Below are 12,169 nucleotides of genomic sequence, written 5' to 3'. Positions count from 1 at the left end.
TTCTAGGTGGGGTCAGTGGGCTTCACCCGCCGAGACATGGCCGGGCTTCTTCAGGAAAAGGACTGCGATCAAGGCCACGATCAGCGCCATGCCGAGCAGATAGAAGGTGTCGCTGAAGGCGAGGATGTAAGCCTGCTTCTGCACGACATGGCCGACCGCGACATAGGCACGATGCGACGCGTCCGCACGGTCGAGCACACCGCGATTGACGAAATATTGCGTCAGTTGTTCCAGCCGCGAGCGGGTGGCCTGCTCGAACACCGAGACCGATTGCATCAGCACGTTCGAGTGATACTGCTCGCGCTTGGTCAGCACGGTCTGGAGCAGCGCGATGCCGACGGCGCCGCCGAGATTGCGCATCATGTTGAACAGGCCGGAGGCCGAGCCCGCATTCTCCGGCTCGATACCGGATGTCGCGACTGCCGACAGCGGCGCCATCACTAGCGCCTGCCCGATGGCGCGGACGACGTTCGGCCACAACAGCTGGTCGGCGGCATAGTCGTTGGTCATGAGGATGTTCATGAAGTTCGAGCCTGCGAACAGCACGAAGCCGATGCCGATCATGATTCGTGCGTCGAAACGTTGCATCAGGCGCGGCACCAGCGGGATCAGCACGAGCTGCGGCAGACCGGTCCAGGCCAGCACCGTGCCGATCTGCTCGGCATTGTAGCCCTGGATGCGCGACAGATATTGCGGCAGGATGAACACCGAACCATACAACGCGACGCCGAGCAGGAAGTTCGCGAGCATGCCGAAGCCGAAATTGCGGCGGACCAGCAGGCGCAGGTTGAGCAGCGGCTTCTTCACCGTGAGCTCGATGATCAGGAAGGTCGTCAGCGCGACTGCTGCGATCACGGACAGCTTGACGATAAAGGGCGAGCCGAACCAGTCGTCCTTGTTGCCTTCTTCCAGCACGGTCTGGAGCGCAGAGAGACCGATCGCCATGGCGATGATGCCGGCCCAGTCGCCCTCGCGCAGCAGCGGCAGCTTCATCGGCTTGGGCTCGAGCGCATACCAGAGCATGCCGACCATGATCGCCCCGGGCGCGAGGTTGACGTAGAAGATGTACTGCCAGCCGAGATTCTCCGTGAGATAGCCGCCGATGGTCGGCCCGATCGCCGGCGCGAACGTCGCCGACAGGGCGAACAGCGCAAGGCCGACCGGCTGCTTGGCACGCGGCAGCAATGTGATGATCAGCGTGAACGCCATCGGGATCAACACGCCGCCGGTAAAGCCCTGCACCGCGCGCAGCACGATCATCTGCGGCAGGTCCTGCGCCAGCGCGCAGGCCGCGGACAGAGCCAGAAACAGGATCGCGTTGGCGAGCAGATAGATCCGGATCGAAAACACCTGTGCGAGCCAGCCGGAGAGCGGGATCACCACGATTTCGGCGATCAGATAAGAGGTCGAGATCCAGCCGCCGTCATCGATGCCGGCGCCGATCGCGCCCTGGATGTCGGCGAGCGAAGCGTTGACGATCTGGATGTTCAAGACTGCCATGAAGGCGCCGAGCGTGGCGCCGATCACGGCGATCCAGGTTTTGGCTGAGACGGCGGGCGTGACAGAGGATGCAACCGGAGCGGGGATGTTGGCGGCGTTGACGGTTGGTTGGAGCGTGCTCATGGAAGCCTCGTCTCGGTTACGGAGACAGGATGCGGCAGTCGGATGGGTTCGATAATCAGGAAAGTTCGGGAAGGATCGTCCGGCAGGATTTGATAATCCCGCCGGCAAACCTCCTGGCGTTAGCCGCCGTTCGATCGCGCGGTGTTGTCGGCGACGCGCTTGGCGGTCTCGCGCTCGGCCACGACGGCCTGCTTGGTGTCGATGGTCGGAACCGCCGACATGCCGGGCCGCAGCAGCCCGGTCAGACTGTAATCGTCGAGCACGATCTTCACCGGCACGCGCTGCACGATCTTGGTGAAATTGCCGGTGGCATTGTCGGGCGGCAGCAGGGCGAATTCCAGCCCACTGGCCGGCGACAGGCTGTCGACATGGCCGTGCAGCGTGCGATTGCGAAAGCTATCGACGTGCAGCTCGACCGGCTGGCCCGCGCGCACATGTGTGAGCTGTGTCTCCTTGAAATTTGCCACCACATAGACCGCATCGAGCGGCACCACCGCCATCAATTGCGTGCCGGCTTGGACGAACTGGCCGATGCGCAAGGATCGGGCACCGACGGTGCCGTCGACCGGCGCGGTGATCTCGGTATAGGACAGGTTCAGCTCGGCCTGGTCCGCGACGGCGCGCGCGCGATCGAGCTGCGCTGCGGCCTGCGCCCGCTGGGTGGTCAGCACGTCGACCTTGCGCTGCGCGGCCACCAGGCCCGACCTGGCGTGCTGCAATTGCGCGTTGCTGGCACGCAGCGCCGCATCGGTCTGCTGCGCGCGCTGGATCGTGCCGGAGCCCGACTTCATGAGGTCGTCGTAGCGGGCGCGCTCTTCCTGCGCGAATTTCAGATTGGCGTCGGCAGCCGCGACGTCGGCGGTGCTCTGCTCGATAACCGGCTGTTGCAGCTCAAGCTGCGCGTCGAGGTTGCGGACCGAAGCCTCGGCCGCGGCAACGTCGGCGCGGGCCTGACCAAGCGCCGCCTTGAAATCACGGTCGTCGATCCGGGCCAGCATTTGGCCCGCTCCGACCTTCTCGTTGTCCCCTACCAGCACCTTGGCGATGTAGCCGGAGACCTTCGGCGCGATGATGGTGGAATCCGCCTTCACATAGGCGTCGTCGGTGGATTCCAGGTAGCGGCCGGTCGTCAGGTAATCGTAGCCGTAGTCGCCGGCGACAGTGACGCCGAGGGTCAGCGCCAGCGCGAGGGCCGCCCGCTTGATCGCCTGGCGAGATGGGCGAAGGCTGATTTTATCTTGTTTTTCAGTAACATAAGAGGCGTTCGACATGGCGTCCTCGCAAATTTCCAACGGCCCTCGCTTGAAACAGGCGCCGTTCACGCCGCTAAGATGCGTTATCCCGGCGCTTGCGATAATCCCGGAATTGCTGGAAGCATTATCCGGTCAGAGCGGATAATCGAGGCCTGAACCATGGATCGCTTCACCAGCCTCAGCGCCTTCGTCCGGGTGGTTGAAAACGGCGGATTCTCGGCCGCCGCCCGCCGGCTCAACATGTCGACGACCATGGTGAGCAACCATGTCCAGGCACTTGAGGACCGGCTGGGGGTGCGGTTGCTGAACCGCACCACGCGCAAGGTGAGCCTCACCGAGATCGGTCAATCCTATTACGATCGCGCCACGCAGATCCTGGCCGACCTCGAACAGGCCGACGATATCGCCAGCGAATTGCAATCGGCCCCGCGCGGGACGCTACGCGTCCATGTTGCCACGCATATGGTGCCGTTCGTCGCGCCGGTCGTGGCAAAGCTCCTATCCAGCTATCCCGAGCTCAAAGTCGATCTGCGCATGGGCGAGGCCGATATCGACCTCATCGAGGAAGGCTACGACGTGGCGCTGCGGATGGTCCCGCCGCCGGATTCGAGCCTGATCGTCCGCAGCCTGGCCACCTGGCGTCACGTGCTGTGCTGCTCGCACGACTATCTCGAGAAGCACGGTCGCGTGCAGAAACTTGACGAGCTCTCCGCGCACAATTGCGGTCGTCATCTGAACTATCCGTTCGGCGACGAGTGGCGCTTCCTCGATCGCAAGGGCGTGCCAGCCTCGGTGCGCATTTCGGGCAGCTTCGTCACCAACAGCGGGGAGGCGCTGCGCAAAGTGGCACTGGAGGGCGCGGCCGTGTGCCTGATGGCCGGATTTCTCATCCACGACGACCTCGAAACAGGGCGGCTGGTTCGTCTGCTGCCCGAATACCGCACGGTCGAACTGTCGATGAACGCGGTCTATCCCCACCGCCATCATCTGTCGGCGAAAGTCAGAATCTTCATCGACCTGCTCGTGCAGCACAGCGCCGAGCAGCAGAAGCTGATAAATCCGTATTCTTGACGGTTGGCGCGGCAGTTCAGGCCGCCTTGGCCGCTTCTGGTCGAGCCAGCAACGTGTCCACGTCGGTCTTGACCTTCGCAATTGCAGCCTCTTTCACCGGGCCATAACCGCGGATCTCCGTAGGAGCTCGGGCGATCGCGATGAGGCTGGGCAGATTCGGTGTGTCGAGCCGGACGAGCATCATTTCGATCAAGCTCTCATACCAGGCGATCAGCTCGCGCTCCGCGCGTCGTTCCGCCGTGTAGCCGAACGGGTCGAACGGCGTTCCGCGTAGCCATTTCAACCGTGCCAGCACCGCGAGCGGCATCTGGATCCACTGGCCAAAGGCGCGCTTGCGCGGGCGGCCGCGCGCGTCGCGGCCGGAAGGCAGGAACGGCGGCGCGAGGTGATATTTGACGCTGAAACCGTCCTCGAATTCGCGTTTCAATTCGTCGAGGAAGCCGCTTCTCATGTGCAGACGCGCAACCTCGTATTCATCCTTGTAGGCCATCAGCTTGAACAAGGCGCGCGCGACGGCCTCGGTTAGCGCCTCGCTTTCGAGCCCGGCTTCGGCATTGCGGACTTTCGCGACGAGCGCCCGATAGCGGGCGGCGTAAGCCTGGTCCTGGTAGGCCGTGAGGAAATCCGCGCGTCGGGTGATGACCTGATCAAGCGTTTCGGCTTTTGGCGGGTCTTCCGTCTTCGGCAGGAAGTCCGGATCGGCGGCGGCGATGCGGCCCCAGGCAAAAGCCTGCTTGTTGCGTTCGACCGCAACGCCATTGAGCTCGATCGCGCGCAGCAGCGCTTGCAATGAGACCGGTACCAGCCCGCGCTGCCAGGCAAAGCCCAGCATGATGATGTTGGCATAGACGGCATCGCCGAGCAGGCGCTCGGCAAGAGCATTGGCGTTGATCGTGTCGAGATTGTTGTCGCCGATGACCTGCCGGATCGCGCGCAGCCGGGCAGGGGAGGCGAGATCGGCGTCGCGGAAGCGAACGACGTCGCCGGTCGGCATCTCCGCGGTGTTGACGGCGGCGCGGGTGCCGCGGCGATAGGTGCCGGACGCCTTCGGCGAGGAGCTGACGACGAGGTCGCAGCCGATCAGTGCGTCGGCCGCGCCCTGGTCGATGCGAACCTGGTGCAGCGCCTCAGGGCTCGCAGCCAGGCGGATGTAGCTCAGCACGGGACCGAATTTCTGCGCAAAGCCGGTGAAGTCCAGCACCGAGACGCCGCACCGCTCCAGATGCGCGGCCATGCCGATCAGTGCGCCGACCGTGATCACGCCGGTGCCGCCGACACCGGTCACGAGCAGGTCGTAGGGACGATCGAGCGTTGCAGCGACGGGCAGAGGCAGCGTGACCGCCCGACTGATCGCGTCGATCTGGCTCGCGCTCTTCTTCCGGCGCGTGGCGCCTTCGACGGTGACGAAACTCGGGCAGAAGCCGTTGAGGCAGGAAAAATCCTTGTTGCAGGCCGACAGGTTGATCTGGCGCTTGCGGCCGAATGGCGTCTCTTTCGGCTCGACGCTGAGGCAGTTGGACTCGACGGAGCAGTCGCCGCAGCCTTCGCAGACGAGGTCGTTGATATAGGCAAAGCGCTTGGGATCGGCCATCTGTCCACGCTTGCGCCGGCGGCGCTTCTCGGTGGCGCAAGTCTGCTGGTAGATCAGGACCGAGACGCCGGCGACGTCGCGCAGCTCGCGCTGGACGGCATCCATCTCCTCGCGCGGATGGATGGTGACGCCGCTGGGCAGGTCCGCGGGCAGGAATTGCTCCGGAGCGTCCGACACCAGCGCGATGCGGGCCACGCCTTCGGCTCGCACGCTGTGCGCGATGGCCTGCACGCTGACCGGGCCGTCGACCGGCTGGCCGCCGGTCATGGCAACGGCATCGTTGAACAGGATCTTGTAGGTGATGTTCGCTTTGGCCGCGATCGCCTGCCGGATCGCCATCGAGCCGGAGTGATAATAGGTGCCCTCGCCGAGATTCTGGAAGATGTGCTTGTGGCCGGTAAAGCGCGACGAGGCGGCCCAGTTCACGCCTTCGCCGCCCATCTGGATCAGCGAGGAGGTCTCGCGGTCCATCCAGCTCGCCATGAAATGACAGCCGATGCCGGCCAGCGCCTTCGATCCCTCAGGTACTTTCGTCGAGGTATTGTGTGGGCATCCCGAGCAAAAGTACGGCGTGCGCGTCGCGCCGCTGACATTGATCGTTCGCGCCGCCTCCGGCAGCAAGGCGGCCGCGCGTGCGGCCAGATTGAGGCCTGGAAACATCGGATCGAGCCGGCGCGCCAGCACGGATGCGAGCGCGCGCGGCGACAATTCGCCGATCCACGAAATCAGCCGCGCGCCAGTCTCGTCATGCTTGCCGACCATGCGCTCCGGCTTGGCGCCGGGATAGTCGTAAAAATATTCCTTGAACTGGCTCTCGATGATGCCGCGTTTCTCCTCGACCACGAGGATCTCGCGCTTGCCCTTCACGAAGTCCATCGCGTCGTGCAGGGCCAGCGGCCAGACCATGCCGACCTTGTAGATATCGATGCCGATGCTGCGGCAGGCCGCTTCATCGAGGCCCATCAACCGCAGCGCTTCCATCAGGTCGAGATGGGCCTTGCCTGTGGTAACGATGCCGTAGGTGGCGCCCGGGATGTCGTAGATGTGGCGATCGATCGGATTGGCCTTGGCGAAGGCGTAGACCGCGTGCTTCTTTGCCTCCAGCCGCTCCTCGATCTGCGGGCCCGGCAGGTCCGGCCAGCGATAGTGCAGTCCACCAGGCGGCGGCGTGAAATCGGGCGCGTGGAAGACGCGCGGCGGACGCAGCGCGACCGAAGCGCCTGACTCGACGATCTCCGAGATCGCCTTGAAGCCGACCCACATGCCGGAGAAGCGGCTCAGCGCATAGCCATATTCGCCGAATTCAAGATATTCATCGACGCTGGCCGGATGCAACGTCGGCATGAACCAGCTCATGAAGGCGACGTCCGACTGGTGCGGCATCGAGGAGGAGACGCAACCATGATCGTCTCCGGCGACCACCAGCACGCCGCCATGCGGCGAGGAGCCATAGGCGTTGCCATGCTTGAGCGCATCGCCGGAGCGATCGACCCCGGGGCCCTTGCCGTACCAGAGCCCGAACACGCCATCGACCTCACGGTCTCCTTGCGTCTCGACCTGCTGCGAGCCGAGCACCGCGGTGGCCGCGAGATCCTCGTTCACTGCGGGAAGGAATTCGATGCGGTTTCGCTTGAGCTGATCCTTGATGCGCCAGAGTTCGAGATCGATGCCGCCGAGAGGGGAGCCGCGATAGCCGGAGATGAAGCCGGCCGTGTTGAGCCCCGCGGCGCGGTCGCGTCTGATCTGGTCGAGTGCGATGCGGACGATGGCCTGTGTGCCCGTGAGGAAGACGCGGCCCTCCTCGCGCTCATAGCGGTCGGAGAGTTCGTAGGTGTCGAGTGACGGAATGGCGTCCATGGCGGACCTCGCGCGGCATGCTGCCGGATAGGCGAAGGGTAGGCCCGGGGCTCTGGTAGGTCTTACCTATTTTTACCGGTGGCGGCCTGAAATCGGGAGATTTTTGCGAGATTGACGCAAATCTGGTAGGATTGATCGATTTGAGGGCTTTCGATGATCGAGGACCAGGATACGCGGATACTTGCCCATCTCCAGAAGGATGGCCGCGCCACCAACCAGCAGCTTGCCGACGAGGTCGGCATGTCGACCTCGGCCTGCTGGCGTCGGGTGCGTGCGCTGGAGGAGAGCGGCGTCATCCAGGGCTACGTGGCGCTGATCGCACGTGAGCAGGCGGGCTTTGCCATGTCGGCCATCCTTCACGTCTCGCTGGAGCGGCACGACGCCAAATTCGTCGACGAGTTCGTCTCGCGCGTCACCACGCGCCGCGAGGTGCTGGAGTGCTTTGCGACCACGGGCGATGCCGACTACCATTTGCGCGTCGTCGTGCAGGACATGGCGGCCTACAACCGCTTCCTCGATGAGTTCATGTTCCGCATTCCCGGCATCCGCTACGTCCGCAGCAACGTGGTGCTGAAGGAGATCAAGACCGGCGTGGCGCTGCCGTTTTGACATACGGGAAGTGTCGTAGGCACCGTCACGCTGTTTTTTCTTCCGACCCCGCCCTCAGCAGAAGCATGAAGACGAGCACGTGGCTGACCAGCAGCAAAGGCACATAGAGGGCCGGGAGATAAATGCCGGCGCCGAACAGGCCGGGATTCTGAATCTTCGTCGCGCCCACATAATACGCATTCAGGAGATCAAGCGTACCCCAGACGTTGAAGATCCAGACCATCGGAACGGCGATCGACCACCGCCAGGATAGTGCCGCCATGGAAATGAGCGCGAGCGTGGCGGCGATGAGATCTCCCCACGCGACTTCGCCGGCGAAATCAGGGTTCAAATCCGCAGACACGAAGCCTGCGACCATGAAATTCATTCCGAGGAAGCGGAACGCATGGAACGCTGCGAGAAGTCGAAGGGCGTCATAGCGTGGCATCGCGCGGACAACAGGCCAGACATAGAGCACGGCAACCGCCGCGCTCGCCAGCAAGGCGCCTGCGACACTGAGGACGAATGGAAGGTTGAAGCCCGGTGGCACGTTGCGACGTCCTTCGGCTGAGGTTCGAATTGGATCTGATGGCGGCGGCCGCTAGGGCTTGGCCATCAACAGACGGAGTGGCATGAGCGGACCGACCGCGATGTATTCGTGGTCGATCAGATCCTGCCTGGCGAGCGGCAAAGCATCCATGATCGCGTGCGCTTCGGCATCATTGCGGGCATCCAGCAGGAAGACGGCGCCGCGCCCATCGGATCGCGAATACCATTCACGGACTTTTCCAGTGAGATAGAGCTGGACGGTCTGCCTGATTTCATCAGGCATGACGGCCATGATTTGCTCACGCGTGACGCCCGCCTTGGCGGTGAGGATGACCACGACCCCGGTGGTCGTGGGTGATGGCGCTTGTGCTTGGGCAGCGGATGGCTCGGTCATGGCGGTAACACCTGTCAATGTGAGGGCGAGTGTCAGGATGGCGTTGCGGATTGCCTTCATCGGTTCGCTTCTCCGGTGCGGCTCATTTGCAATCCGGATGTAGGGCGCCTTTCCATGGGCGACTATTCGCGATAATGTTGACGGGCTATGAAGCAGAACTTCACAGTCAGGCAGGGAGCGCTCGACGGTGTCGAGGCGTTTCTGAGCGTCGCCCAGCATCGCAGTTTCCGGCGGGCGGCTGCCGAATTGGGAGTCACGCCCTCGGCGATCAGCCAGGCAGTTCGCGCACTCGAGGCGCGTGTCGGCGCCGCGCTCTTCATCCGCACCACCCGCAGCGTTGGTCTGACCGAAGCCGGCGAGAGATTTTTTGCGCGCGCACGACCGGCCTTTGAGGAGCTCGTCGCGGCAAGCGGAGCTGCGCGTGAGCTCGGTCAGCGGCCGGCCGGGCTGCTGCGCCTTACCGTCCCGCGCTCGGTGGTGCCGATCCTGCTCGAGCCGCTGATCGCCTCGTTCTGCCAGGCCTATCCGGAGATCGAGGTGGAGCTTGCCGCAAGCGAAGAGCTGGTCGATCTCGCGGCCGGAGGATTCGATGCCGGCATCAGGATGGGCCAGTTCATCACCCCTGACATGATTGCGGTGCGGCTGACGAAGCCGTTTCCTCTCATTGTCGTCGGGGCCCCGACCTACCTTGCCGGTCGCGGCCGGCCCGAGCGTCCGGACGATCTCCGCGCGCACGCCTGCCTGCGGTTGCGGCGATCAAACGGTGCGCTGGCATCGTGGTCGCTCGTCGACGGTGGCCGTTCGGTCGAGATCGCGGTGTCGGGACCTTTCATCGCCTACGATTTCCCGACCATGCTAGGAGCCGCGATCGAAGGTGTGGGTCTTGCGCAAGTGCCCGCTCCGCTGGCGAGTAGCGCCATCGCGGCGGGGAGACTCGTCCCCGTGCTGGAGCAATTCGCGCCGATGACACCGGGCGTGTTCCTGTATTATCCGGGCCATCGGCAGATCATGCCGAAGCTGCGTGCCTTTATCGACTATGTGAAGAGCCGCTCGGGCACCGCGGGTTGATTCACAGTCCCTCCCGCACAAATCGATTGCGAAGCGTGCCGACACCGGTGATGTCGATCTCAACGACGTCGCCGTGCTTGATGTCGGGCGATGCGCCGTCCGTGCCCATCCAGATCACGTCGCCGGGCCAGAGCGTAAAGTACCTGGACAACTCGACCAAAAACGGCACCACGCCAAAGATCATGTCGTTGGTCGCGAAGCGGTTGGTCTCACGGCCGTTGACCCGCACGATCGTCTCCATGGTTGCGAGATCAGCCTCGGTTTCGATCCACGGGCCCATCGGTTTGAACGTGTCGGCATTCTTGGAGCGCCACAGACTGCGGTCGGCCTTCTGCCAACTGCGCTCGCTGACGTCGTTGCCGATCGTGTAGCCGAACACGCAATCCATTGCGTTCGCTTCGGTGAGATGCTTCGCCTTCTTGCCGATGACGACGACGAGTTCGCCCTCGTAGTGAATCTTCTCCGTCGCGAAGGCCGGGATCACGACGTCCTCGTCATGCGCGATCAGTGCGTTCTGCGCGCGGTAGCCGATTTCGGGCCTGTCAGGCACGGCCGGCACCGTGCCGGCCTTGTCGGCGGCTTCCTTCAAATGCTTGAGGTAGTTCAGGCCGACGCAATAGAAGGTGCGGGGGATCAGCGGCAGCTCGATCTTGACTTCGGCCAACGGATGCGTTCGCGACGTGCGCTGCCATTCGCCGAAGGGATCGCCATCGACCGCGATCACCTTGTCGCCCTCGACGATCCCCCAGGACGTCTTGTCCGAGGCGGTGAATTTCAGCCAGCGCATGATGTGTCCTCGTCGTTATTCCGCGGCATCCCGCGGCCGCACCTTCCAGGCGCCGGCCGCGGGCCGCTTCAGCCCGAGATTCTCCCGCAGCGTCTTGCCGCGATACTCCTTCTGGAACAGGCCGCGCCGCTGCAATTCCGGCACGACGTGTTGCACGAAATCGGCGTAGGAACCGGGCACATAAGTCGCGGCGATGACAAAGCCGTCGCAGCCGCGCTCGACGAACATCTCCTCCAACTTGTCCGCGATCTCCCTGGGGCCGCCGACCATGGCGTCGTGCACCTGGCCGCGGCCGGAGAAGGTGACGAAGTCGCGCGCGCTCGGATTGCTCTTGCCTGAATTCTTCAGCACGCCGTCGCGGATGCCGAGGATGCCCTGCATGCTCTTCAGCTCGTCGGTCGTCAGCGGCTCGTCGAGATCCTTGGAGGCGAAGTCGTAATTGAGCGCTTCGGCGAGCAGCGACAGCGCGTCGATCTCGAGCGGCAGCTTGTTGATCAGCGCCATCTTGTCCTCGGCCTCGGCTTTGGTCGCGGCGCAGACCGGCGTCGTCAGATTGCAGAGGAACATCTGCTCCGGATCGCGGCCGGCTTTCGCGGCTTCATTGCGAACGGCCGCATAGCCATCCTTGGCGCCCTGGAGATTGCGCGCGGCCGTAAAAATCACCTCGCCCCATCGCCCGGCAAAGCGCTGGCCACGGCCGGAGGCGCCGGCCTGGATAATGACGGGGTGGCCCTGCTGCGAACGCGGCACGGTGAATGGTCCGCGGGACTTGAAGGACGGCCCCTTGTGGTCGAGCCGCTTCACCTTGGTCGGGTCGGCAAAGCGGCCGCTCTTTTTGTCCATGATCAGCGCGCCGTCTTCCCAGGTGTCCCAATGGCCGAGCACGACCTCCATGAACTCGTCGGCCTTGTCGTAACGGGAATCGTGCTCGGGGTGGGAGTCGCGACCCATGTTCAGCGCCTCGCCGTCGTTGAGCGAGGTGACGACGTTCCAGCCCGCCCGTCCCCCCGACATCAGATCGAGCGTGGCAAAGCGGCGTGCGACGTCGAACGGTTCGTAATAGGTGGTCGAGCAGGTCGCTCCCAGCCCGAGCTTGTCGGTGACCATACCCATCGTCGTCAGCACGATCAGCGGATCCATCTTCACGCAGCGGATGCCGTATTCGACGGTGTGGGCGTGGTCGTTGCCGTAGCGGTCCGGCATCGCCAGGCGATCGTCGAAGAACGCCATGTGGAACTTGCCGGCTTCGAGGATCCTCGCGATCTCCTGATAATAATCCGCCGACATCGAGTCGCTGCGCGAATCCGGATGCCGCCACGAGCTCGGCAAGTTCGTGCAGTTCTGCGCCTGCAGGAAACCGACCAGGACCATTTGCCTGTTCATGCTGC

At 63.8% G+C, this 12,169-nt stretch carries 10 protein-coding genes; 3 read left to right on the top strand and 7 right to left on the bottom strand.

Going from position 1 to position 12,169, the window contains the following annotated elements; all coding sequences use genetic code 11:
- Positions 1-12 precede the first annotated feature (12 nt).
- Positions 13-1,623: an MDR family MFS transporter gene (locus XH89_RS33175; RefSeq protein WP_194464499.1), complete on the bottom strand. Its 1,611-nt coding sequence runs from the start codon at positions 1,621-1,623 to the stop codon at positions 13-15.
- A 119-nt stretch (positions 1,624-1,742) separates the two neighbouring features.
- Positions 1,743-2,894, bottom strand: a complete 1,152-nt coding sequence (locus tag XH89_RS33170; RefSeq protein ID WP_194464498.1) for an HlyD family secretion protein — start codon at positions 2,892-2,894, stop codon at positions 1,743-1,745.
- A 141-nt stretch (positions 2,895-3,035) separates the two neighbouring features.
- Between XH89_RS33170 and XH89_RS33165 the strand changes: the two genes are divergently transcribed.
- A complete protein-coding gene (locus tag XH89_RS33165; RefSeq protein ID WP_194464497.1) occupies positions 3,036-3,947 on the top strand; it encodes a LysR family transcriptional regulator in 912 nt (303 codons plus the stop codon).
- Positions 3,948-3,963: 16 nt separating this feature from the next.
- Here the strand turns inward: XH89_RS33165 and XH89_RS33160 are convergent, their stop codons facing one another.
- Positions 3,964-7,395 carry an indolepyruvate ferredoxin oxidoreductase family protein gene (locus XH89_RS33160; RefSeq protein ID WP_194464496.1) on the bottom strand — a complete coding sequence of 1,144 codons (3,432 nt, stop codon included), beginning with the start codon at positions 7,393-7,395 and terminating at the stop codon, positions 3,964-3,966.
- Between the two features lie 153 nt (positions 7,396-7,548).
- Here XH89_RS33160 and XH89_RS33155 point away from each other — a divergent pair, with 153 nt between their 5' ends.
- A complete protein-coding gene (locus XH89_RS33155; RefSeq protein ID WP_194464495.1) occupies positions 7,549-8,004 on the top strand; it encodes an Lrp/AsnC family transcriptional regulator in 456 nt (151 codons plus the stop codon).
- Between the two features lie 25 nt (positions 8,005-8,029).
- On the opposite strand, the gene XH89_RS33150 is transcribed toward XH89_RS33155, so the two are convergent.
- Entirely contained in the window at positions 8,030-8,533 is a 504-nt protein-coding gene (locus XH89_RS33150; protein ID WP_194464494.1) for a hypothetical protein, read from the bottom strand.
- 51 nt (positions 8,534-8,584) lie between these two features.
- On the bottom strand, positions 8,585-8,986 hold the full coding sequence (locus tag XH89_RS33145; RefSeq protein ID WP_246767686.1) for a hypothetical protein: 402 nt from the start codon (positions 8,984-8,986) through the stop codon (positions 8,585-8,587).
- A gap of 87 nt (positions 8,987-9,073) precedes the next feature.
- Between XH89_RS33145 and XH89_RS33140 the strand changes: the two genes are divergently transcribed.
- A complete protein-coding gene (locus XH89_RS33140) occupies positions 9,074-9,994 on the top strand; it encodes a LysR family transcriptional regulator (protein ID WP_194464493.1) in 921 nt (306 codons plus the stop codon).
- Between the two features lies 1 nt (position 9,995).
- Here the strand turns inward: XH89_RS33140 and XH89_RS33135 are convergent, their stop codons facing one another.
- A complete protein-coding gene (locus tag XH89_RS33135; protein WP_194464492.1) occupies positions 9,996-10,781 on the bottom strand; it encodes a fumarylacetoacetate hydrolase family protein in 786 nt (261 codons plus the stop codon).
- Between the two features lie 15 nt (positions 10,782-10,796).
- Entirely contained in the window at positions 10,797-12,164 is a 1,368-nt protein-coding gene (locus tag XH89_RS33130; RefSeq protein ID WP_194464491.1) for an LLM class flavin-dependent oxidoreductase, read from the bottom strand.
- Positions 12,165-12,169 lie beyond the last annotated feature (5 nt).

This window comes from Bradyrhizobium sp. CCBAU 53340 (assembly GCF_015291645.1).
Lineage (GTDB): Bacteria > Pseudomonadota > Alphaproteobacteria > Rhizobiales > Xanthobacteraceae > Bradyrhizobium.
Note: the sequence above shows the minus strand (reverse complement) of the source record. Positions and strands in the feature narration are given on the sequence as shown.

Coding starts and splice junctions, on each gene's coding strand:
- XH89_RS33175 (WP_194464499.1), bottom strand. CDS start 1,623: ATGAGCACGCTCCAACCAACCGTCAACGCCGCCAACATCCCCGCTCCG.
- XH89_RS33170 (WP_194464498.1), bottom strand. CDS start 2,894: ATGTCGAACGCCTCTTATGTTACTGAAAAACAAGATAAAATCAGCCTT.
- XH89_RS33165 (WP_194464497.1), top strand. CDS start 3,036: ATGGATCGCTTCACCAGCCTCAGCGCCTTCGTCCGGGTGGTTGAAAAC.
- XH89_RS33160 (WP_194464496.1), bottom strand. CDS start 7,395: ATGGACGCCATTCCGTCACTCGACACCTACGAACTCTCCGACCGCTAT.
- XH89_RS33155 (WP_194464495.1), top strand. CDS start 7,549: ATGATCGAGGACCAGGATACGCGGATACTTGCCCATCTCCAGAAGGAT.
- XH89_RS33145 (WP_246767686.1), bottom strand. CDS start 8,986: ATGAAGGCAATCCGCAACGCCATCCTGACACTCGCCCTCACATTGACA.
- XH89_RS33140 (WP_194464493.1), top strand. CDS start 9,074: ATGAAGCAGAACTTCACAGTCAGGCAGGGAGCGCTCGACGGTGTCGAG.
- XH89_RS33135 (WP_194464492.1), bottom strand. CDS start 10,781: ATGCGCTGGCTGAAATTCACCGCCTCGGACAAGACGTCCTGGGGGATC.
- XH89_RS33130 (WP_194464491.1), bottom strand. CDS start 12,164: ATGAACAGGCAAATGGTCCTGGTCGGTTTCCTGCAGGCGCAGAACTGC.